At 61.8% G+C, this 19,257-nt stretch carries 26 protein-coding genes and 1 tRNA gene; 24 read left to right on the top strand and 3 right to left on the bottom strand.

Annotated elements, in window-relative coordinates:
* The first annotated feature begins 4 nt into the window (after positions 1 to 4).
* Positions 5 to 550, top strand: a complete 546-nt coding sequence (locus GTP55_RS25530) for a hypothetical protein (RefSeq protein WP_161047607.1) — start codon at positions 5 to 7, stop codon at positions 548 to 550.
* Here GTP55_RS25530 and GTP55_RS25535 read toward each other — a convergent pair.
* Positions 547 to 1,092, bottom strand: a complete 546-nt coding sequence (locus GTP55_RS25535) for a hypothetical protein (protein WP_161047608.1) — start codon at positions 1,090 to 1,092, stop codon at positions 547 to 549. The two genes, GTP55_RS25530 and GTP55_RS25535, sit on opposite strands and share 4 nt — an antisense overlap.
* 325 nt (positions 1,093 to 1,417) lie before the next feature.
* Between GTP55_RS25535 and GTP55_RS29655 the strand changes: the two genes are divergently transcribed.
* Together GTP55_RS29655 and GTP55_RS25540 are read left to right on the top strand one after the other, a co-directional pair.
* Positions 1,418 to 1,582 (top strand): hypothetical protein, encoded by a 165-nt coding sequence (locus tag GTP55_RS29655; RefSeq protein WP_202423865.1) that lies wholly within the window; start codon positions 1,418 to 1,420, stop codon positions 1,580 to 1,582.
* A gap of 543 nt (positions 1,583 to 2,125) precedes the next feature.
* Positions 2,126 to 2,197: transfer RNA gene (locus tag GTP55_RS25540), tRNA-Gly, on the top strand.
* Between the two features lie 21 nt (positions 2,198 to 2,218).
* Here the strand turns inward: GTP55_RS25540 and GTP55_RS25545 are convergent.
* Complete coding sequence (locus GTP55_RS25545; protein WP_161047609.1) at positions 2,219 to 2,380, bottom strand: hypothetical protein; 162 nt, start codon at positions 2,378 to 2,380, stop codon at positions 2,219 to 2,221.
* A gap of 307 nt (positions 2,381 to 2,687) precedes the next feature.
* Between GTP55_RS25545 and GTP55_RS25550 the strand changes: the two genes are divergently transcribed.
* The 13 genes from GTP55_RS25550 (at position 2,688) to GTP55_RS25610 (ending at position 14,157) form a co-directional block, all read left to right on the top strand.
* Positions 2,688 to 2,933: a hypothetical protein gene (locus tag GTP55_RS25550; RefSeq protein WP_161047610.1), complete on the top strand. Its 246-nt coding sequence runs from the start codon at positions 2,688 to 2,690 to the stop codon at positions 2,931 to 2,933.
* On the top strand, positions 2,933 to 3,577 hold the full coding sequence (locus tag GTP55_RS25555; protein ID WP_202423866.1) for a putative metallopeptidase: 645 nt from the start codon (positions 2,933 to 2,935) through the stop codon (positions 3,575 to 3,577). The genes GTP55_RS25550 and GTP55_RS25555 overlap by 1 nt, the downstream gene beginning before the upstream one ends.
* Before the next feature lie 32 nt (positions 3,578 to 3,609).
* Positions 3,610 to 4,089 carry a DUF2280 domain-containing protein gene (locus GTP55_RS25560; RefSeq protein WP_161047611.1) on the top strand — a complete coding sequence of 160 codons (480 nt, stop codon included), beginning with the start codon at positions 3,610 to 3,612 and terminating at the stop codon, positions 4,087 to 4,089.
* Entirely contained in the window at positions 4,064 to 5,383 is a 1,320-nt protein-coding gene (locus tag GTP55_RS25565) for a phage terminase large subunit family protein (protein ID WP_161047612.1), read from the top strand. Before GTP55_RS25560 ends, GTP55_RS25565 begins: the two co-directional genes overlap by 26 nt.
* 12 nt (positions 5,384 to 5,395) lie before the next feature.
* Positions 5,396 to 6,829 carry a DUF4055 domain-containing protein gene (locus tag GTP55_RS25570; RefSeq protein ID WP_161047613.1) on the top strand — a complete coding sequence of 478 codons (1,434 nt, stop codon included), beginning with the start codon at positions 5,396 to 5,398 and terminating at the stop codon, positions 6,827 to 6,829.
* Positions 6,826 to 7,887: a phage minor head protein gene (locus GTP55_RS25575; protein WP_161047614.1), complete on the top strand. Its 1,062-nt coding sequence runs from the start codon at positions 6,826 to 6,828 to the stop codon at positions 7,885 to 7,887. Before GTP55_RS25570 ends, GTP55_RS25575 begins: the two co-directional genes overlap by 4 nt.
* Positions 7,888 to 7,899: 12 nt before the next feature.
* Positions 7,900 to 8,130: a hypothetical protein gene (locus GTP55_RS25580; RefSeq protein ID WP_161047615.1), complete on the top strand. Its 231-nt coding sequence runs from the start codon at positions 7,900 to 7,902 to the stop codon at positions 8,128 to 8,130.
* Between the two features lie 157 nt (positions 8,131 to 8,287).
* Entirely contained in the window at positions 8,288 to 9,082 is a 795-nt protein-coding gene (locus GTP55_RS25585) for a DUF6651 domain-containing protein (protein WP_161047616.1), read from the top strand.
* Positions 9,083 to 9,239: 157 nt separating this feature from the next.
* Entirely contained in the window at positions 9,240 to 10,595 is a 1,356-nt protein-coding gene (locus GTP55_RS25590; protein WP_229258163.1) for a major capsid protein, read from the top strand.
* 54 nt (positions 10,596 to 10,649) lie between these two features.
* Complete coding sequence (locus GTP55_RS25595) at positions 10,650 to 11,078, top strand: hypothetical protein (RefSeq protein WP_161047617.1); 429 nt, start codon at positions 10,650 to 10,652, stop codon at positions 11,076 to 11,078.
* A gap of 66 nt (positions 11,079 to 11,144) precedes the next feature.
* Positions 11,145 to 13,388: an SGNH/GDSL hydrolase family protein gene (locus tag GTP55_RS25600; protein WP_161047618.1), complete on the top strand. Its 2,244-nt coding sequence runs from the start codon at positions 11,145 to 11,147 to the stop codon at positions 13,386 to 13,388.
* Positions 13,388 to 13,933 (top strand): hypothetical protein, encoded by a 546-nt coding sequence (locus GTP55_RS25605; protein ID WP_161047619.1) that lies wholly within the window; start codon positions 13,388 to 13,390, stop codon positions 13,931 to 13,933. The genes GTP55_RS25600 and GTP55_RS25605 overlap by 1 nt, the downstream gene beginning before the upstream one ends.
* A 2-nt stretch (positions 13,934 to 13,935) precedes the next feature.
* Positions 13,936 to 14,157, top strand: a complete 222-nt coding sequence (locus GTP55_RS25610; RefSeq protein WP_161047620.1) for a hypothetical protein — start codon at positions 13,936 to 13,938, stop codon at positions 14,155 to 14,157.
* Positions 14,158 to 14,216: 59 nt separating this feature from the next.
* On the opposite strand, the gene GTP55_RS29950 is transcribed toward GTP55_RS25610, so the two are convergent.
* Entirely contained in the window at positions 14,217 to 14,873 is a 657-nt protein-coding gene (locus tag GTP55_RS29950; RefSeq protein ID WP_161047621.1) for a PEP-CTERM sorting domain-containing protein, read from the bottom strand.
* 131 nt (positions 14,874 to 15,004) lie between these two features.
* On the opposite strand from GTP55_RS29950, the gene GTP55_RS25620 reads away from it, so the two are divergent.
* The 8 genes from GTP55_RS25620 (at position 15,005) to GTP55_RS25655 (ending at position 19,240) form a co-directional block, all read left to right on the top strand.
* Positions 15,005 to 15,520 (top strand): DnaT-like ssDNA-binding protein, encoded by a 516-nt coding sequence (locus tag GTP55_RS25620; protein WP_161047622.1) that lies wholly within the window; start codon positions 15,005 to 15,007, stop codon positions 15,518 to 15,520.
* Positions 15,517 to 15,891 carry a hypothetical protein gene (locus GTP55_RS25625; protein WP_161047623.1) on the top strand — a complete coding sequence of 125 codons (375 nt, stop codon included), beginning with the start codon at positions 15,517 to 15,519 and terminating at the stop codon, positions 15,889 to 15,891. Before GTP55_RS25620 ends, GTP55_RS25625 begins: the two co-directional genes overlap by 4 nt.
* Positions 15,888 to 16,262 (top strand): hypothetical protein, encoded by a 375-nt coding sequence (locus tag GTP55_RS25630; protein ID WP_161047624.1) that lies wholly within the window; start codon positions 15,888 to 15,890, stop codon positions 16,260 to 16,262. Before GTP55_RS25625 ends, GTP55_RS25630 begins: the two co-directional genes overlap by 4 nt.
* A complete protein-coding gene (locus GTP55_RS25635; protein WP_161047625.1) occupies positions 16,262 to 16,660 on the top strand; it encodes an HK97 gp10 family phage protein in 399 nt (132 codons plus the stop codon). The genes GTP55_RS25630 and GTP55_RS25635 overlap by 1 nt, the downstream gene beginning before the upstream one ends.
* Positions 16,657 to 17,079: a phage tail terminator-like protein gene (locus GTP55_RS25640; RefSeq protein WP_161047626.1), complete on the top strand. Its 423-nt coding sequence runs from the start codon at positions 16,657 to 16,659 to the stop codon at positions 17,077 to 17,079. Before GTP55_RS25635 ends, GTP55_RS25640 begins: the two co-directional genes overlap by 4 nt.
* A 69-nt stretch (positions 17,080 to 17,148) precedes the next feature.
* The gene (locus tag GTP55_RS25645) at positions 17,149 to 18,327 is read left to right on the top strand and encodes a phage tail tube protein (protein ID WP_161047627.1); all 1,179 of its coding nucleotides are present in this window, start codon (positions 17,149 to 17,151) and stop codon (positions 18,325 to 18,327) included.
* Positions 18,328 to 18,452: 125 nt separating this feature from the next.
* A complete protein-coding gene (locus GTP55_RS25650) occupies positions 18,453 to 18,908 on the top strand; it encodes a hypothetical protein (protein WP_161047628.1) in 456 nt (151 codons plus the stop codon).
* 89 nt (positions 18,909 to 18,997) lie between these two features.
* A complete protein-coding gene (locus tag GTP55_RS25655; RefSeq protein WP_161047629.1) occupies positions 18,998 to 19,240 on the top strand; it encodes a phage tail assembly chaperone in 243 nt (80 codons plus the stop codon).
* Positions 19,241 to 19,257 lie beyond the last annotated feature (17 nt).

Below are 19,257 nucleotides of genomic sequence, written 5' to 3' on the forward strand. Positions count from 1 at the left end.
CGAAATGGGCTTTGCCGACCGATACCTTCATGCCGTCAACTCGTCCGACCTTCGCGACGATGAGCACCACCACGCTACGGATGCGCTGTGCGCGGCGGCGCTGGCCGACACCGCCGGCGCGGGCATCGGTTCGCTGCTCTCGCGCGTGAAGTACGCCGACGGCACGCAGCACAAGCTGTTCGAATCCGGCAGCGCCAATCTGGCCCAGCTGCTGCGCATCTGGACCGCGCGCGTGATCGAGAAGGGGCGCGAGCGCAAGTGGGTTCGCGAGGGCACAGCATGGGATGCACAGGCAGCGCAGGCGCTGTACCGCCGCGTGGCCGAGCGGTCGCTCGCGCACTGGTTGGACGGCAAATGCGAGGGGTGCTCGGGCAGCGGCAACACGGCAGACCGACGTATCTGCGTGCCTTGCAAGGGAACTGGTCGCGGAGAGATCGGTGGCGGAGGTTTCGAGCGCGAGAAGGCGCTTGATATGGTCAGCGAATTGGAAGCTCTGCTGCAATCGCATAACGCCCGCGCTTCTGCACTTGATCGTGGAGCGCGGGTTTAGGACCAAATCTCTTTGACTCTGTCCGATATCTTCATTTTAAAATTGAATGCCGCCTTCTCAAATTCAACTTGCTTTTGCTCGAATTTTTCAGTGCTGATGTTTCTAGAAGGTGCCGCCTGAATGAACGGAGTGATATCGCGCCGACACTGCTCAATCGAAGTATATTCTTTCGCCAAGTCGGGGAAGTAGACGTTCATAAGCATTTGAACTTTTTGATGCTCTCCTAATTCCGCTCGGGCTTTGTTCCGTTCCAACTCCAAGTCGAGAAGATCCGCATATTCCAATTTATGCTTCTGGAAACGTAGATGGTTTAAATACGTGATGCTGTAGTTCATCTGCCATCTGTCAAACAAAAAATACAGCTCTTCAAGCTTTTGGATCTTTAGTTCTCTATCTTTCGCCGCGGTCTGGTTTTTCGCTAATATTCTTTGACTGCGGATATTAAAAAGATTTGCGACAACGACTCCACCCAATGAAATGAGTGCCCCTACCCCTGCGGATATGATTGGGATTGCTTCCTTAAGTCCTACGTCGGTGATCATAGCCGGGCCTAAATAAAAATGTAGGAGTAGCATCATACCGTGGACGGACTGCTATTAAGTGCGTGGAATAGGTGATTTTTCTCAAAAGTATCCTTCTCGCGTTCGTTGACATGGGTCGGAAAGTACGTTAACGTCGGTTCCTACACATTCACCGCACGCGTAATGCAGGCTCCGCGCCTCGCCGCTAGCAGTGATTCGAAGATAGCACCCACTATGTTGATGCTTTCGCTCGCGTGTACCGCTCACTTCGCAGATAGCGCTGGAGCACCAAACCGAACCGCCCTTGTGGCGGTTTTTCTTTTTCCGCATCCGAAGTGAGGCGGCCATGACGCAGGCGACAAAGCCCTCCAAGGAAGACGTCCGCGAGTGGTTCGAACGCCGCACGCACGCGCCATTGGACCCGCCGCCAAGCCCTGACGAGATCCGTCGCATCCTGGGCTGGCACCTGCTTCCGCAGAACCGCCAGCCGGACCGCGACGAGCGAGATTGAAATGAGCAGGCCGCGCGAAGCCGGCCGCCAAGGAGGTGCATCATGAAGAAGTAGCGAAGCCAAAAGCCCGACCGCCAGCCGCCATCGCGGCGCGCCGGCGGCGTAGAAGCGCGACGTGATGCGCACGGGGCAAAAATTGGCTGATGAGTTTCGGAGCACCCGCCCGGAGATACTCAGGGGGCGCCACAAAGCGCAGCTATCGAATTCACGGCCCGCGGGCCAACACCAGCCGGACGCCGCCGCAAGGCCGCGCGCCAGACCGGCACCGGACGCTGTACCCGGTAACCACACCTCCACGCATTGCCGAACTGTCGGCGCGCAAGGAGCGCTTTCAGCAGGCATGCTGGCAGCGCGATCTGTGCGTCACAGCGAGGTTCCTCTGGGCGCGCTGCAGCGCAAACAGATCAAGACCAGTGCGTGGAGGTGTGGTTGTGGAACCTGCGTTAATCCCGAAGCTACGGCAAAGGATGAGACCGCAGGGCGGCAATAAGCAGCGCCGGTTTCAACGCGGTTCAGGCCCGGGCGTCCCGTGTGCCTCAATGCGCGTGTAGCTCAATGGTAGAGCCGAGGCCTTCCAAGCCTATGACCAGGGTTCGATTCCCTGCATCCGCTCCAGAATTCTCTCTGAGCTATGAATTACATAATTTCCCCGCTGTAATTCGGCAATTCGATTTCACGCTCCGACCAGACGACGAGCGCCGCCATGATGGCCACAAGTATAAGCATGATGATGGTGTTGCGATGCTTCTGGAGTGCGGTTTTGGATTTGGCAGCCGCCTGCGCACGGGTATCGTCCATGAGTCCTAATTTGTATTGGTATGTTTATATCGATTCTATCCAATATGAAATGTGTTGGAAAGAAAATAAACGTAGCAAATAGCAATAGGTAACCCTCTGCGCCATGGCCGAGATTAGCGCCGATTGCGAACGTGAGAGTCCCTGCATGAAGTCTCGTTGTTGGCCGTCCTTCGCGTTCCAGCGGACGGGCTTAAAAAGCGGACGCAGTCGCTGACGAAACATGACCGGGTGGTTCCGGCCGCCGTGTGCAGCCCATCGCGCCGGCGGTTCCAGCCCGGAGCGGGCAGCGACAACCAGAAAGAACGCAATGAATAAGCACCAGCACCACACGAACAACGCAGTGCTGGGCGCACCCAAGGATTGGGACCAGGCGCAGCTGCCGTGCGACGCGCTGCCGATCACCCGCATTGAGGTTGAGGGCATGTCCGCCGTGGTCAGCTACTGGAAGCCGTCCGAGAACGAGCTGGCCATGCTTGCCGCCGGCGGGGCGATCGCGCTGACGGTGCTGGGCGTGACGATGCCGCCGGTGATGCTGGCGGTCGACCCGCTGTAATGGCGAAGAAGCCAGTCGCGCCCGGGCTGTCCCGCCCGGTGCCGCCGGAGAGCTTCACTGACCCGCTGTCGGCGAGATACGCACCAGCACCCGAGGTGCTCACCTGGGCCCGGTCCACGATCCTCACCGAAGGCGGCCAGCTGCACAATCCCGATCACGCGCACTTGGAGTACTGCGACGTGCAGTTTCTGTGGGCGCCGAGCGGCTTCAACAAGCAGGGCCGCACGGTGATCGGCCAGTGCGAAGAGGTGCTGTTCCGCTGCGGTCCGTGGCAGAAGGGGCGCCAGCAACAGCAGATGGTCGACTGGTTTGGCATAGTGCCCGATTATCTGATCACGTTGGATGCCAGTTACTGCCTCAAGTGTAGCGACGCCGAGTTCTGCGCGCTGGTTGAGCACGAGCTGTATCACATCGGCCAGGAGCAAGACGAGTTCGGCTCGCCCGCCTTCACCAAGGACGGGATGCCGAAGCTGATGATCAAAGGCCACGATGTCGAAGAGTTCGTCGGCGTCGTCCGCCGCTATGGTGTCGGGCATCCCGAAGGCACGCTGGCCCAGCTGGTCGCCGCTGCAAACGCCGCCCCAGAGGTGGCAAAGATCAATATTGCGAGGGCGTGCGGTACCTGTCTGCTGAAGGCGGCTTGACATTGACGGCCCCTTGACGGAAGGCAATCCCCATGGCGGCACTCAAGGATGACGTAAAAGCCTTCATCGTGCAGGCCCTGGCGTGCTTCGACAAGCCCACGCAGGTGGTTGCGCAGGTCAAGGAAACCTTCAAGCTCGACGTCACCCGCCAGCAGGTGGAGACCTACGACCCGACGAAGTACGCCGGCCGGACGCTGAATATCAAGTGGCGCACGCTGTTCGAGGACACTCGGAAGCGCTTTCGCGAGGAGACGGCCGAGATCGGCATCGCCAACCGCGCGTATCGCCTACGCGCCCTGGACCGCCTGGCCGAAAAGGCTGAGAGCAAGGGCAACATGCCGCTGGCCATGCAGATCATCGAGCAGGCCGCCAAGGAAGTGGGCGACCTGTACGTGAACCGCCGACTGGACGCCCCGAAAGCGCCCGTCGGTACCCAAGAGGGCGGCATTCCTGCTGCGCCGGAGTATGTGCTGAAGCCTGACGAAGATGTCCCAGACCAGCCCGTACTCTGATCCGCCGGTAAAGTTGACGCCGAAGCAGGCGAACATCTACTGCTGGGGATTTCAGAAAAAGGCCCGCTTCCGCGACGCGGTGTGCGGCCGGCGCTTCGGCAAGACGTTCCTGGGTAAGGCAGAGATTCGCCGCGCGGTGCGACTGGCAGCCAAGTGGAATGTCAGCGTCGAGGACGAAATCTGGTACGGCGCGCCGACGTTCAAACAGGCGAAGCGCGTTTTCTGGCGCCGGCTGAAGCAGGCGATCCCGGCCAGTTGGCGCGCGAGCAAGCCGAACGAGACCGAATGCTCGATTACGACGAAGGCCGGCCACGTGGTCCGCATCGTTGGTCTGGACTCCTACGACAACCTGCGCGGCTCGGGCCTGTTCTTCGTGCTGGTGGACGAATGGGCGGATTGCCCATACGAGGCCTGGGAAGAAGTACTGCGCCCGATGCTGTCGACCTGCAAGTATGAGATCGACGGCGAGCAGCGCGTCGGTGGCCATGCGCTGCGGATCGGCACGCCGAAGGGCTTCAATCACTGCTACGACAGCTATCTGGATGGTCAAGGCCGCGAGCCGGACCACAAGAGCTGGCTCTACACCTCGGTGGACGGCGGCAACGTGCCGGCGGAAGAGATCGAGGCGGCGCGGCGCAAGATGGATCCGCGCACGTTCCGCCAGGAGTATCTGGCCAGCTTCGAGAACTACCAGGGCGTTGTCTACTACTGCTTCGACAGACGCAAGAGCCACACCGACGACACGGTCAAGCCTGGCGACGCGCTGCACATCGGCATGGACTTTAACGTCGCGCACATGGCGGCCGTGGTCTTCGTGATCCGCGACGACATGCCGCGCGCGGTGGACGAATTCATGGAGGTGTTTGACACGCCGGCCATGATCAAGAAGATCAAGGAGCGCTACGAGCAGGCCGGACAGCAGCATGCCATCGCCGTGTATCCGGACGCATCGGGCCAAAACCGGAAGACCAGCGGCGCGAGCGAATCAGACCTGACGCTGCTGCGCGCTGCGAAGTTCACCGTGGTGGTGGACCACAGCAACCCGGCCGTGAAGGATCGGATCAACAGCGTGAATGCGATGTTGTGCAATACCTATGACCAGCGCCGCATGCTGGTGAACACCACGAAGTGCCCGAAATACACTATCGGTCTTGAGCGCCAGGTGTATGACGACAAGGGGCAGCCTGACAAAAAAGGCGGCTTTGACCACGGCAACGACGCCGGCGGCTACTTCATCACGAAGCGCTGGCCGGTGACGAAGCGCGAGGCGACCGTCGCGCCGCTCAGAATGTAGAACAGGAATCCCATGACCCATCCAGTACGCCTACAATCGAAGGAGGCCGCCGCGCTGAATGAGCACTGCGAGCTGATCTCGGCGCTGCTGGGCGGCACCAAGGCGATGCGCGCCGCCGGCGAGACCTACATGCCGAAGTGGCCGGGCGAGGATGCCGAGGCGCTGAAGGTGCGCATCGCGGTTGCGACGCTGTTCCCAGCCTTCGGCCGCACCATCGAAGTATTGGGAGCCAAGCCGTTCAGCAAGCCGGTGACCATCGGCGAGGATGTGCCGGCCAAGCTGGTGCCGTGGCTCGAAGACGTCGACCGCGCTGGCCGCAACCTGCACTCGTTCTTATCCGAGATCGGCCAGGAGGCGCTGGGCTACGGGTTCAGCGGGATCCTGGTGGATTATCCGCCGACCCGCGACAAGGACGGCAAGCCTCTCTACGTCACCAAGGCTGACGAGCAGGCCGCCGCAGTGCGCCCGTACTTCGTTCAGGTGCACCCGAAGAATATTCTCGGCTGGCTCACTGACAAGGACGGCATGTCGCAGCTGCGCCTGCTGGAGTCGGTGGACGTCGAGGACGGCGATTACGCCACCAAGGCTATCGAGCAGGTGCGCGTGCTGCGTCGCGGCTCGTGGGAGACCTGGCGACAGGTGCCGAACAAGCCGGAGGAGTGGGTCTTGCACGATAGCGGCAGCACCACGCCCCTGGCCAAAATTCCGTTCGTGCCGGTCTACGGCCAACGTCTCGGCAACATGATGGCGCGGCCGCCGCTGCTGGAGCTGGCCTACGCCAACGTCGAGCACTGGCAGAGCAAGAGCGACCAGCAGAACATCACGCACGTGGCACGCGTGCCGATCCTGTTCGCGAAGATGCTGGGCGAGAACACCCAAATCACCGTTGGCGCCGGCAGTGCGGTGAAGGGCGAGACACCTGAATCCGACCTGAAGTTCGTGGAGCACACTGGCGCTGCAATCGAGGCGGGTCGCAAATCGCTGCTCGACCTGGAAGACCGCATGCGCCAGGCTGGCGCCGAGCTGCTGGTCATCAAGCCCGGCAACGTGACCGAGAGCCAGACGCTGGCCGACAACGAGCAGGGCGCCTGCGCGCTGCAGAAGGTCGCCGAGAACCTCGAGGATGCCGCTGATCAGGCGCTGCAGCTGATGGCGGATTGGGTAGGTGAGCAAGAGGGCGGCCACGTCACGGTCTTCAAGGACTTCGGTGCCGCCACCCTGGCCGAGGCCAGCGCAGAGCTGCTGCTGAAGACCAATCAGGCCGGTAAGCTGTCGGACGAGTCGTTGCACGAGGAACTGCAGCGCCGCGGCATCGTCAAGCCGGACACCGATTGGGCTACCGAGAAGGATCGGATCGATTCGCAGGGCCCACCGCCGGGCGCGATGGAAGACGTCCCGCCGCCGGCAGGCAAGAAACCAGTGAAAGCTGACCCAGCACAGCCATGATCGATCCGCTCCTCGACCAAGCGATCCGCCACCAGGTCAACATGACCCAGTACGGCAACTTCGTGCTAGCGAAGATGATCCGGATCCTGAATCTATCCGACGCTGACCTGATGGCCCAACTGAACGAGGCGCTGGCCGACGTCGACGCGGACTCGTTCAAGGTCCAGCGCCTGGACAAGCTGCTGGCCAGCGTCCGCGAGGTGAACACCCAAGCCTACGCCGCGCTATACGGCGGCATGACCGATGAGTTGCAGGCCTATGTCGAGTACGAGGGCCAGTTCCAGTACGACCTGTACCGCAGCGTCGTGCCGGCCACCTTCAGCATCGCCAGCGTCGTGCCGGAGCAGGTCTACGCCGCCGCGATGGCGCAGCCGATGCAGGGCCGCCTCCTGAAGGAGTGGGCGTCGAACTTGGGCGCCAACCGCCTGCAGCGCATAAAGGACACCATCGCGGTGGGCTACACGCAGGGCAAGACCACGGCCGACATCGTGCGCGAGATTCGCGGCACCAAGGCGCTGAACTATGCCGACGGACTGCTGGACACGAGCCGGCGCCAGGTCGACGCTGTCGTGCGCACCGCGCTGAGCCACACTGCGCAGATCACGCGCACGCGGTTCGTGAAGGAAAACGAGGACATCCTCGGTGATGAGATGTGGGTCAGCACCCTGGACGGCAAGACCAGCCCCGAGTGCCGGGCCCGCGACCACCTGCTGTACACGAAGGTCGACCACAAGCCTGTGGGCCACAGTGTGCCGTGGCGCAGTGGGCCGGGCCGGTTGCACTGGTGCTGCCGTTCGACATCGATCGCGCTGCTGAAAGGCCAGAAATCGCTCTACGGCAGCCGCGCTGCGGCGGGCGGGCCGGTCGATGCGAACCTGAGCTACGCCGACTGGCTTAAGCAGCAATCGCCGGAGGTGCAGGACCAGGTGCTCGGCAAGACGCGCGGAGACAAGTACCGCGCCGGCGGCAAAGACGAAACGATGTTCACGAACGACAAAGGGCGCATGCTCACGCTCAAGCAGATGGCAGAACGAGAAGGCCGCGCGCTCAGCCAGTGATAAAATGCGCAGATGACCTTGCACCTCATCCCTCCCGCGCCCAAGCCCGACGACCCGCCGAACAGCCGCGCCAAGCGCGCCTCGAAGCCGGCCGACATGGTGCAGTGCCCGCGCTGCGGCGGCCGTGAGGTGATGGAGACGGTCATCGGCGCCATGATCCAGGCGCGCAAGCTGAAAGGCGGAACGCGACAGATTATCTGCGTTGGATGCATGATGAAGGGCGAGCGCGTCGTGCTCGGATAGCCTGATCGCCCCAATACAACCCGCTCCGGCGGGTTTTTTTACGCCCACAGATTTGCCAGACCGCCCTTGAGGCGGTTTTTTTATGCCGCAAGCGGACGCGACGCGGTGCACGGCCGGAAGGCCATTCGATAGGGCGGATGCCCGGAAAGCTCTCAAAATGAAACTGAAACTCGACGCAAATGGCAATGTGGTCCTGCAAGATGGCAAGCCGGTCTACATTCTGGACGACGGCCGCGAGGTCGCTCACGACGCCGCTGCAACCGTAGCGAAGATTTCCAGCCTGAACGGCGAGGCCATGAGCCACCGCCAGGCCAAAGAGGCTGCCGAAGCCGCCCTGAAGCCATTCAAGGACGCTGGTATCACCGATGCCGCCGCCGCCGCCGAGGCCCTGCAGACCATGGCGAACATCAAGACGGGGGACCTGACCACCGCTGCCAAGGTGCAGGAGATCAAGGACGCGGCGACGCGCTCGGCGAACGAAGCCGTTGCTGCCGCCACGCGCGCCGCCGAGGAAAAGCAGCGCGAGCTGACCGAGCAGAATACCAAGCTGACGCAAGACCTGAACAACCACATCGTCGGCGGCAGCTTCACCGGCTCGAAATTCATCGCCGAGAAGCTGGCCATTCCTGCCGACATCGCGCAGAAGGTCTTCGGCGACCGCTTCAAAGTTGAAGGCGGCAAGCTGGTTCCGCTGGATGCGAACGGCAATCCGATCTTCTCCGCCACCAACCATGGCAATCACGCCGACTTTGACGAAGCCATCCAGGTGATGGTCAGCCAATATCCGAACAAAGACAAGATCCTGAAGGGCTCGGGCGCTTCGGGCGGCGGTGCTTCAGGCGGTGGCGGCGGTTCCGGTGGCGCGAAGTCCATCAGTCGCGCGCAGTTCGATGCCATGGATGGCGCCGCGCGCGCCGCTGCCATGAAGGGCGGCGCAACCATCAGCGACTGATTCGCCACAACGACTTCACGAGGCCCGCTGCGTGCGGGCTTTTTCGTATCCGCAACACTGCAATTCCTTAGCCGGCGCCTGGATGGGCAAGTCGGTGCTTTGGGCTGGATGGCCTGTCTGCTGTGAACCCCAAACCACTAAACTGAAAGGCAATACCATGAAGATGATTATGTTCGCTGTCGCCGCAATGCTGGCGCTGGCGCTGGCCCCTGTTGTCGACCTGTTCGCCGATGTGACCGGCATCGGCAAGCCGGCTGCGCGCAAAATCGAGCTGTACGGTAAGGCATTCGCCGAAATCGCGCGTGCACACCTGCAGAACCACATGTCCGCGACGGGCATGCAGTTGGGCATCCTGACCCTGAACGGCCTGATCCCGACCATCTATGAAGCGATGGACACCGTCTCGCGCGAGCTGGTCGGCTTCATTCCTGCTGTATCCCGCGATTCGACCGCTGAACGTGCCGCGGTCGGCCAGGTGGTTATGTCGCCTGTCGTCGGTGCACTGCCAGCTGAAGATCTGGTGGCGGCGGCGTACGCACCGATGGCACCGGACCGTCCTATCGGCAACGTCCAGATGACCATTTCGAAGGCCCGCTCCGTTCCGTTCGGTATCACCGGCGAAGAAACGCGCGGCCTGCAAAGCGCTGGCACGCTGGGCACGATCAACCGCGACAGCATCGTCCAGGCCTTCCGCACGCTGACCAACGAGGTCGAGACCGACCTGGCCGCGCTGCATATCTACGCTTCCCGTGCCTACGGCACCGCAGGCACCACGCCGTTTGGTATCGCCACCGACCTGAGCGACTTCGCCCAGAGCCGCAAGATCCTGGACGATAACGGCGTTCCCCAATCCGACCTGCACATGGTGCTCGGCTCGTCGGCCGTGGCGAACATTCGCGGCAAGCAATCGGGCTTGTTCAAGGTGAATGAAGCTGGCAACGACGACCTGCTGCGCCGGGGCGCGTTGGGCTCGGTGGAAGGCTTCGACCTGCACAACTCTGGCCAAGTGAAGAAATCCGTCACCGCCGGCACCGCTGCGGGCGCCACCACCAATGCTACCGGCTATGCTGTCGGCGCAACTGTGATCACCATCGCCTCGGCTGGTACCGGCGCGGTGATTTCGGGCGACATCATGACCGTCGCCGGCGACACCGAGAAATATGTGATCGTTAGCGGCGACGCCGACGTGTCCAACGGTGGCACGATCACCATCGCCGAGCCGGGCCTGCAAAAGGCCATTCCCGCCGCTGCGACCGCGCTGACCCTGATTGCGGCCACCACCCGCAATATGTTCTTCCACCGCTCGGCGATTCAGCTGGCGACCCGCGCACCTGCCATGCCAGAAGGTGGCGATTCGGCGGACGACGTGGTGCTGATCACCGATCCATACTCGGGCCTGACCTACGAGTTCGCGCTGTATCGCGGCAAGCGCTCGGTCCGCTGGGAGGTCAACTTGGCATGGGGCGTGAAGGCTGTCGCTTCGCGTCACATCGGCCTGCTGATCGGCGGCTAATCCATCAACAACGCCCGGCGGCCAGCGCGGCGCCGGGCAACCTGCGAGAACAACATGATCACCACCATCAAAGTCCATTCCAGCCACCCAGCGAGCCAGGGCCCGTACGTCATCATAGAACGCGCTGACTTCAACCCAGAAGTGCATGAGAAGTACGACGACGGCACCGATGATGACGCCGCATCCGGGCGCTTGCCCACCATGGCGGAATTGCTGGCCGCACGCGACCAGCTGCTGGAGCGCGAGCGCGAGCTGAACGCCGAGCGTGACCGTCTGGCGGGCCAGGCTGCCGCCAATGAGGCCGAGGCCCAGCGACTGGCCGCTGAGCGTAACGCGCTGACCGCTCCAACCGCCGGCGCCACTGCTCCGGACTACAGCAACATGTCCAAGGACGAGCTGCAAGCCGCGCTCGCCGCAAAGGGCAAGAACTTCCCGGCCGCCGCCAACAAGGCCGACCTGATCGCGCTGCTGACCGCCGCGTAATCCCGCCTCGCTCCACCGCCAGCCTGCCGCGCGCGGGCTTTTTCAATTCCACCGCCGAGATAGCCAATGTCCCAGACCACCACGATCAAAGTAGGCGAGTCCGCCAAGACCATTACGCTGCCGGAGGGCAAGTCGCTGGTCATCACCGGCTCGGCCGGCGCCGCTGGCGTGGCCTACTTGCTGGACCCTGTCCTCGGCGGCACCAATTCGTTGAAGTCGTGGGCGGTCGGCACGGGTGCGCTGGCTCCAATCGGGCCGTACACCAACAGCCAGAAGATCCGCGTGCACTGCTCGGCCGGCACTATTGATGCGACAGTGCAGGAAGCGGTGTTGACAGTAGTTAACTCGGGCTCCACTGTCGCCACCATCACCGGCACGCCGGGCATCAACAACACGCTGACCGCCACGCTGCCCGCCGGCGTCGTAGGCACGCTGCAATGGACCCGCACCACCAAGGCTGTACCGCCAGTGAAGTCGAACATCGCCTCGGCCGTCGCCAATGCCGTCAACAGCCTGACCTACGTTCAGCAGCAGGCGGACGTCGGATGCTTTATCGGGTGTGACGCATCGAACCAGGTATCGCCTTCGAGCTTGATCGATTGCCCGGCTAGCGTACCTGATGCACCGACCATTGGCACGCTGACGGCGTCGGCCAACTCGGTCTCACAAGCATTCACCGCTCCAGCTAACAACGGGGGCGCGGCCATCACCAACTACCAGCTGTCGGTCTATCGCGCATCGGATAACGTCCTGCTGGGCCAAGCGAACGGCAGCGGATCGCCAATTGCTCTGGCCGGCCTGACGAACGGCGTTGCCGTTTATGGCAAGGTGGCCGCGCAGAATAGCATCGGTATCGGCGCGCAGTCGGCAGCGTCGAATACGGCGACGCCAGCAGCGATCCAGGGCTTCAGCAGCACGCAGTCCTATCCAGCCGGCCAGCAGGTTCTCTACGCCGGCGGCCTGTACACTTTCACCGCCAACCATCCGGCAGGTAATTGGACTGGCGCTGACGTGACCTATAACGGTCAGAACGGCTCGTCGCCACTGAACACCGCAGGCGTCTCCAAGCTGTTGGGAGTTGTCGGTTTTGGCGTCGGCTCAATCTCCACTACGGCAGTCGCCAGCCCGACCACCTCGCGCGGCATGAAGATGACCATGGAGGCGCCGTTCACCAAACTGAAGGCGCTGATGTATCAGCGTGAACCTTCGCCCATCCGGGGCATGGCATTCTCGGTTGCCGCTACCGAGACGGACAAAGTGGATACGATTTCCAACGCGGTCGACCCAATCGTCGGCGGCGTGGCGTACAGTGTGCTACGTGCAAATGATACACGTGGTTTCCTCCGTCTGACGTGGTCCAGCAATCAGCGCTCGCGCCCGCAAGCGCCTGGCGCGGCATCACCGATTCCCGTCAACTACATCACGAATATGAGCGTGGAAGCATCGGATTGGGCGAACTGCAACAGCGTGCCCGTCGTGACCGGCCGCCTGCCGATGCTGGTGGCGCGCTACAATCGCGTTGTCGCCGTTGGTGATGCGGAAAGCAACGCCTCGGGTGTCGCGCTGCAGACGCAGTACAACCTGTATAACTCTGGCAGCCCACGCGGCCGTCTCATGTACCACCCTGTAGTAGGCACGAACGGCGACCATGTTGCAGACCCGACACTATCAAAATCGACGGCCGTCCTCTACGATCCGACCACCACAGCAGGCTTCTGGAAGAACATGGCTTGGGTAGCAGAACACGGCATCCCGACGCGGAACTTCGCTGGCTTCGGCGACTCGATCACCGAGGGTTATCAGTGGTGGCAAAATGCGGTGCTGGACCTGAGCACGCAGACGGCACCGTGCTACGTGATGAACTTCGGTTGCAGTTCGAACCGCAGCAACCAGTACCTTGGCCTCATGCACAGCATGATCCGGGAGCCTGAAAATCGGATTACCGATGTCATCCTGGAAGCCTTCTCGTCCAACGAGCCGTCCAACACTATTGACGTCAATACTGCGGACATCTTCATCGCCGAGCTGAGCGACGCGATTGACGCAGCGTTCGCACGCAACATGCGGATCTACGTGTGGACTTCTTACGCCGCGAAAACCCAGGGCTACAACGGCGCAAACGCGATTGCCTGCATTACTAAAATCAATAATTGGGTGCGCAACAACGCCGGTCCAAAATTCCAACTGGTGGAGATAGAAGCTGGTTGGAATAATTCCACGATGATCGCTGGCGACAACACGCACCCTAACGCCACAGGCATTGCTTATATGTCGGCCCAGATTCTCCCAATTATCCAGCGAGGTGTGTAATGGCCATCATCAATCTTAATTTGCCGGCGCTGGGGGCTACAGCAATGGTACAAAACGGCACCTTCAGCACCGACACGGCTGCCGACGTAAGCACTACACTGTCTGCCAACGCCGTGGCCAGCGCTTCTACGTTGAGCGTGGCGAGTAGCGCAGGGTTCGCCACTGGTGCAGAGCTGGTTACCATCCCCGGAGCTGGCCCTGCTGGAGCCACTGCGTTCGTTGCATTAGACGGGTTGAACCTGTTTGGAGCGAACCAGCTCAGTTGCCAAAACCAAAGTATCGTCACTGGTGTGGCTTCGGGCACCGCCGTTACTATGTGGGGCCGTATCGCGCTCAAGGGCACGCCAAAACACGTTCGGCTGACGCAAGCCAACGGCGACTGGTGGGACTGGGTTCAGGGCATGGAGCCGTACAGCGTGAACTCGTCGGTTGGTGGCGTGACTGGCCTGCTGACTAACAAGATGTTGTGCTGCCCCGGTGCGGTCAACTTCGCACCTAGCTTCCTGGCGGCGTCGACAAACTACAGCATTCTGATCGAGTATTGACCATGTACAGCCTTCTTCTCGTCATCACATTGCTGGCCAACCCGCCGCAGGGCGCGCCGGCGAAGTTCCTGGAGACGGCCTCAGTATTTGGGACCAACTCCAAGGCGGATTGCGAGCGGCTGATCCCGTACGCGGTCTCGTACTGGACGCGGATGTACGCCGAGAAGGGGCAGTACGTCTCCGTGGTGCCGACCTGTGTCGGGAGCGACGGGCCGCGACCTTGATCGCCGCAGCCGGCCCGCTAGTCTAGAAAATCCCCGAAGTGCTCGGGGTGTCGATTGCCTCAAGCCTTGCGGCGACGCGCCACGATTGCCATGAGGCCCAGGCCGGCCAGCAGCATGCCGTATGTTTCTGGTTCAGGGACGGCGCCAACATGGGTGTCGTACAGTCCGATAGCAACCCCTCCAATGCCTTGGTAACCAGACCGCCAGCTTCCAGCCAAGTATTCTGCAGCGCCTGAATTATCGGCACCTTGTCCGAGGTAAGTTTCAAGAAATGGCGATATCGCCTGCACGGCGAAATAATAGCTACCCGAAGCCAAGGAAACAGAGGCTGTGTTAATAAATTGCTTATGCCAACCGTAACCGAACTGAGAGCCGATTAAAGTCGCGGTGTACGCGATAGCACTTGAGCCTGAGGCCAACAACGTTCCTGGCAGCCCTCCAGCGCCGTCAGCAGCCAGTATTTGCCAGCTAGCACCCGTTGGCATGCGTCCGGAATCAAAAATGCTAAAGCTTGCGGAGTTGATTGTTGCAGAACTTGAAATGGAGAATCTTTGCGCTGCGTAGTCGCCCGTGCGGCCGAACTGCGCCGCGCACGTCGTGCTGAAAGAGCAGTCGCCGGCGACAGGATTTAACGGATTATCGTAAATCGTAGCGGCATATGTTGCAGATGCGTTCAAAGCAACAACTACAGCGGCGGCAAATAACTTGATTTTCATGGTGGCTTTCGGTGGGTGCGGCTGCCCGCGAGTTGTTAAATTGAAATATTAAAACGGCATGTAATTGATGGTATCCAATTTTTATTAAAAAAGCACTATGTGTTTGTAAAAACAACAATTAAAGGATCTTCATGCTCAACACCGAAACCGGGGCCGGCCTGCCAAATGCCGAAAGCTATGCCAGTGTGGCGCAGGCTGATGCACGCTGCGCAGCGCTGGGCGTGACCGACTGGGCCCCGCGCGCGGAGGCTGACAAGGAAGTGGCGCTGCGCAACGCCACCCAGTTCATGCTGGCGAACTACCGTCAGCGCTGGGCCGGCCGCCGCGTCTACCAAGCGCAGGCGCTGGACTGGCCGCGCTACGACGTCTGCGTTGACAGCTTTCCGGTACCAAGCACTATCGTTCCGGTCGAAATCACCAACGCCTGCATCGACCTGGCGGCGCGTGCCGGTGCCGGCGAGCAGCTGATGCCTGACCTGGACACCGGCTCGAACGTCGTCAAGCGCGACAAGACCGGTCCGCTGGAGACCGAGTACTTCCAGAACACTACCGACGCGCGCGAGCGCTTCGTGGCCGTCGACGCCGCGCTTCAGCCGTACTTCGGCGCGGCCGGCGGCAGCGGCATGATCAAGCTGGTGCGCGGATGAGCGCCTATCCAGTAGTGAAGATCGAAGGCTGTGCGGTATTCGAGAACACGTACAGTCACGACGGCAAGGTCTGGTCGGTGACGAACCTCATCGCGCGCGCCAAAGATCTTGAACAGTTTGACCTGCCGCTGGCTGCAATCTACGCGGATACCGAAGTGTGGACGCCGACCGGGTCGGCCTACGGAATGGCTTTCCATATGCGCCGCGCGCTCGACGTCGACACCACTTATCCGGTCATCCTGTCGCAGGAAGGCTTCATCATGGACGGGTGGCACCGCGTTTTGCGTGCGCTGATCGACGGCAAGGCGACGATCAAGGCTGTCCGCTTCCATAGCACGCCACCGCACGATCATCTGGAGCCTAAGGCATGACCGACTATGCCAAGAAAGCCCGCGACGCCGACGCTAAGCTGCGCAAGAAGGGCGGCACTGTCACCCTGCGCCGCATCGTGCTGGGCGACGACGACCCGGACACCGGCAAGCCGATCAAGACCGTCACCGACTACACCGCCACTGGCGTCAAGCTGAACTACGAGGCTGAACGCATCGACGGCACGTTGATCCAAGCCGGCGACCAAGAGCTGTACCTTTCGCCTCTGCAGTTGAACGGGCAGCCGCTGCCGGCACCGACCGTCGGCGACCTGGTGCTGGTCGCCGGGGTGCAGTACGCCATCGGGCCGGTGCAGAAAATCGAGCCGGTCGACGTGCCGGTGCTGTACATCGTGCAGCTGAAAGGCAACTGATGGCCGGGTCGTTCAGTGCGGACCTATCGCGGTTCATCCAGCACTTCGACGGCAACATCGACAAGGCGCACCGCATGGCAGTGGTGCTGGTGGCGCAGGGTACCGTGCTGGGCTCGCCCGTCGACACAGGCCGCTTCCGTTCTAACTGGCAGTTCGGCAAGGTTCTGCCGCAAGGAGCGCTGGACACCTTCGATAAATCCGGCGCCGCGACGATCGCGCGCATGGCTGGCCAGGTCACCAGCGTGAAGGCGGGCGGCGAATTGTGGATCGTGAACAACCTGCCGTATGCCGGCAAGCTGGAGTACGGCTACAGCCAGCAAGCGCCGAGCGGTATGGTCCGTATTACGCTCGCCAACCTGCCAGCGGCGCTGGAAAACTATGTGCGAGGCCTGCAATGAGCAACAAGATTATCCGCGCGGCGCTCGAAGGCCATCTCAAGGCCTGGGCTGCCGCACAGGTGCCGCCGATTGCCCTGTTTCTGGAGAACCGGGGCGCGAAGCCGGCCGTGGGCGTGCGCCACATCCGCGCCGACCTGATGCCGGCCGAAACGCTCGACCCGAGCCAAGGCGCGCAGCACCGCCGGTACCACGGAATGTATCAGGTCGGCATCTTCCTGCCGGAGAACGAGGGCACCGGCGACAGCGACGACCTGGCCAAGGCCATCGAGGTGCTGTTCAAGTGCCCGACCACGATCACTAAGCTGGGCCTGAACATCCAGATCCTGCAGACGCCATCCATCGCACAGTCGCGCCCCGACGGCGCCGGCTTCTGGATGACGCCCATCACCATCAAGTACTCGGCGAACGATTTCAGTTAAACCGCCGCACATCGCACCATCCACCAGCGCCTTCGGGCGCTTTTTTTTCGTCCGAAGAAAGGCAATACCATGACCATTCAGACCCAAGTTCTGACCAAGATCGTGCGCAAGAAGGAGAGCGCCTACGGCACGCTGCCCGGCGCCACCGGCGCGCGCGAGGCCCGCCGCGTCAGCGACAGCCTGACGCTGAAGAAGAACAAGATCCAGTCGGCCGCAATTCAGACCAACGCCCAGCGCCCGATGGCACGCCACGGCGGCCGTACCGTCGACGGCAGCACCAACTTCGAGATGGCCCTGGGCCTGATCGACGACCTGCTGGCTTCCGTGCTGCGCCGCGACTGGACGGCCGTGACGCCGATTACCGGCCTCACCATCACTGCGACTGCGACTGCGCCGCATTTCGTGCGCTCGGCTGGTTCGTTTATTGCGGATGGCCTGGCGCTGGGGATGCTGTTCAAGCCGAGTGGCTTCACCGCCGGCGGCGCTGCGAACAACGGCAAGCTGTTCACAATCATTGCGCTGACGGCGACCGAGATTACCGTGGCAGAAACTGTTGTTGCTGCGGCGAGCGCCAGCGGTATCGGCATCACCGTACCGGGCAAGATCACCTACATCCCAGAGACCGGCCACACCAACGACAGCTACATGATCGAGAAGTTCTACGCCGCCGTGTCCGAGTCGTATCGCTTCACCGGCCAGCGTGTCGCCTCGGCCAAGCTGGGCCTGAACGCCGACGATAAGGTTAGCGCCGAAGTGGCCTTCATGGGCCAGGATCGCCAGAAAGCGAACGTCGCCTACTACACGAACCCGGCCGCCCCGAGCTCGGGCGACATGCTGGTCACGCCTTCCGGCTTGGCCGTCATCAATGGCGTCGCCACCAAGGTTTGCACCAACTTCAGCCTGGACATCAACGGCAACGCCTCGGTGGGCAAGGTGGTCGGCTCCAACGTGACCCCGGATGTGTTCATGGACATGATCGACGTCAGCGGCCAGATCAGCGTGTACTACGAGAATGGCACCATGGACGACTACTTCGACCAGGAGCAGGCGATCTCGCTGATCAACCGTCTGGACGACGGTATCGGCGGCGCCTTCGTCATGGCGATGCCGGTCGTGAAAATCTTTGGTGGCGGCGAATCCGGCGATAAGGAGATCATCCGCCAGTACGACTTCACCGCCGGCCCGAATGCTGCCGGCACCGGCGCTGGTAAATCCACCATCCTCCTCCAGGATACCAGCCTCGTTTAACCCTGACCCGGCCACACGCCGGGTTTTCTTTTTGGCGCAAGCCTCCCCAGCACCGACCGGCTGCCGTCGCCTTCGCGGGCGCGGCAGTCGGTACGGGCACTTATTTACCCGCGAAAGGCAATACCATGACCACTACCACCGCACAAAAAATCATCTCGGCCGGCTTCGATATCGCCCTGCTGTCCAGCCCGGAGAAAATCTCGAAAGTTCACACCGTGGAAGTCGTGCACGACGACGACGGCAACATGCTGGCCGGCTTCGATATCGTCGGCAAGAACTCGGTCCAGTACAAGGACGTCATCCGCTCGACCTCGGTTGCCGCCATCAAGCGCAGCCAGACCAAGAAAGAGCAGATCGACGCCAAGACCGAGAAGGGCGCCGGCACGCTGTACGACTTGGGCGAAGACCGCAACCGCAAGATCGCCATCGCAGTCGTTGTCGGCGCGCCCGGCTTCGTGTCCAACGGCGAGCCGGTGGCGCTGACGCCTGAATTCCTCAACCTGTGCTTCGACGCTCAGCCGACCTGGGAAGCGAAGATCCTGGCCGCCCTGGAAGCTGACGCCAATTTTTTGGCGATCTAAAGCAGCAGCTGGTCGAGCACGCGCAGGCGTCGCTTAAGCTCAGCGCCAGGCAGAAGGACGGCAGGACGCTGGGCTGGCACCTGAATGTGGTGTACGAGCAGACCGGCATCATGCCGCCGCAGCTTGACGTCCCGTCAATCCCGCATGAGCTGGAGCACGTCTGGGGCTACTTCCTGCAGATGAACGCCAAGCGCACCGCCGGTGCCATGGCTGCAAATCCGCTTTCGGATGAACAGATCATGGCCTGGGAGCGGCGGCACCGCATCCAGCTCACGCCGTTCGAAGGCGAATGCATCGACGCGCTGGACCAGGCCTACTTGGCCAGCGATTAGGGCGGCCGCGCACCGCC

This window comes from Duganella margarita (assembly GCF_009857535.1).
GTDB classification, from domain to species: Bacteria; Pseudomonadota; Gammaproteobacteria; order Burkholderiales; family Burkholderiaceae_D; genus Rugamonas; species Rugamonas margarita.

What these genes read in the sequence shown, in the direction of transcription:
- GTP55_RS25530 (WP_161047607.1), top strand. Translation starts at nt 5, where the DNA reads ATGGGCTTTGCCGACCGATACCTTCATGCCGTCAACTCGTCCGACCTT.
- GTP55_RS25535 (WP_161047608.1), bottom strand. Translation starts at nt 1,092, where the DNA reads ATGATCACCGACGTAGGACTTAAGGAAGCAATCCCAATCATATCCGCA.
- GTP55_RS29655 (WP_202423865.1), top strand. Translation starts at nt 1,418, where the DNA reads ATGACGCAGGCGACAAAGCCCTCCAAGGAAGACGTCCGCGAGTGGTTC.
- GTP55_RS25545 (WP_161047609.1), bottom strand. Translation starts at nt 2,380, where the DNA reads ATGGACGATACCCGTGCGCAGGCGGCTGCCAAATCCAAAACCGCACTC.
- GTP55_RS25550 (WP_161047610.1), top strand. Translation starts at nt 2,688, where the DNA reads ATGAATAAGCACCAGCACCACACGAACAACGCAGTGCTGGGCGCACCC.
- GTP55_RS25555 (WP_202423866.1), top strand. Translation starts at nt 2,933, where the DNA reads ATGGCGAAGAAGCCAGTCGCGCCCGGGCTGTCCCGCCCGGTGCCGCCG.
- GTP55_RS25560 (WP_161047611.1), top strand. Translation starts at nt 3,610, where the DNA reads ATGGCGGCACTCAAGGATGACGTAAAAGCCTTCATCGTGCAGGCCCTG.
- GTP55_RS25565 (WP_161047612.1), top strand. Translation starts at nt 4,064, where the DNA reads ATGTCCCAGACCAGCCCGTACTCTGATCCGCCGGTAAAGTTGACGCCG.
- GTP55_RS25570 (WP_161047613.1), top strand. Translation starts at nt 5,396, where the DNA reads ATGACCCATCCAGTACGCCTACAATCGAAGGAGGCCGCCGCGCTGAAT.
- GTP55_RS25575 (WP_161047614.1), top strand. Translation starts at nt 6,826, where the DNA reads ATGATCGATCCGCTCCTCGACCAAGCGATCCGCCACCAGGTCAACATG.
- GTP55_RS25580 (WP_161047615.1), top strand. Translation starts at nt 7,900, where the DNA reads ATGACCTTGCACCTCATCCCTCCCGCGCCCAAGCCCGACGACCCGCCG.
- GTP55_RS25585 (WP_161047616.1), top strand. Translation starts at nt 8,288, where the DNA reads ATGAAACTGAAACTCGACGCAAATGGCAATGTGGTCCTGCAAGATGGC.
- GTP55_RS25590 (WP_229258163.1), top strand. Translation starts at nt 9,240, where the DNA reads ATGAAGATGATTATGTTCGCTGTCGCCGCAATGCTGGCGCTGGCGCTG.
- GTP55_RS25595 (WP_161047617.1), top strand. Translation starts at nt 10,650, where the DNA reads ATGATCACCACCATCAAAGTCCATTCCAGCCACCCAGCGAGCCAGGGC.
- GTP55_RS25600 (WP_161047618.1), top strand. Translation starts at nt 11,145, where the DNA reads ATGTCCCAGACCACCACGATCAAAGTAGGCGAGTCCGCCAAGACCATT.
- GTP55_RS25605 (WP_161047619.1), top strand. Translation starts at nt 13,388, where the DNA reads ATGGCCATCATCAATCTTAATTTGCCGGCGCTGGGGGCTACAGCAATG.
- GTP55_RS25610 (WP_161047620.1), top strand. Translation starts at nt 13,936, where the DNA reads ATGTACAGCCTTCTTCTCGTCATCACATTGCTGGCCAACCCGCCGCAG.
- GTP55_RS29950 (WP_161047621.1), bottom strand. Translation starts at nt 14,873, where the DNA reads ATGAAAATCAAGTTATTTGCCGCCGCTGTAGTTGTTGCTTTGAACGCA.
- GTP55_RS25620 (WP_161047622.1), top strand. Translation starts at nt 15,005, where the DNA reads ATGCTCAACACCGAAACCGGGGCCGGCCTGCCAAATGCCGAAAGCTAT.
- GTP55_RS25625 (WP_161047623.1), top strand. Translation starts at nt 15,517, where the DNA reads ATGAGCGCCTATCCAGTAGTGAAGATCGAAGGCTGTGCGGTATTCGAG.
- GTP55_RS25630 (WP_161047624.1), top strand. Translation starts at nt 15,888, where the DNA reads ATGACCGACTATGCCAAGAAAGCCCGCGACGCCGACGCTAAGCTGCGC.
- GTP55_RS25635 (WP_161047625.1), top strand. Translation starts at nt 16,262, where the DNA reads ATGGCCGGGTCGTTCAGTGCGGACCTATCGCGGTTCATCCAGCACTTC.
- GTP55_RS25640 (WP_161047626.1), top strand. Translation starts at nt 16,657, where the DNA reads ATGAGCAACAAGATTATCCGCGCGGCGCTCGAAGGCCATCTCAAGGCC.
- GTP55_RS25645 (WP_161047627.1), top strand. Translation starts at nt 17,149, where the DNA reads ATGACCATTCAGACCCAAGTTCTGACCAAGATCGTGCGCAAGAAGGAG.
- GTP55_RS25650 (WP_161047628.1), top strand. Translation starts at nt 18,453, where the DNA reads ATGACCACTACCACCGCACAAAAAATCATCTCGGCCGGCTTCGATATC.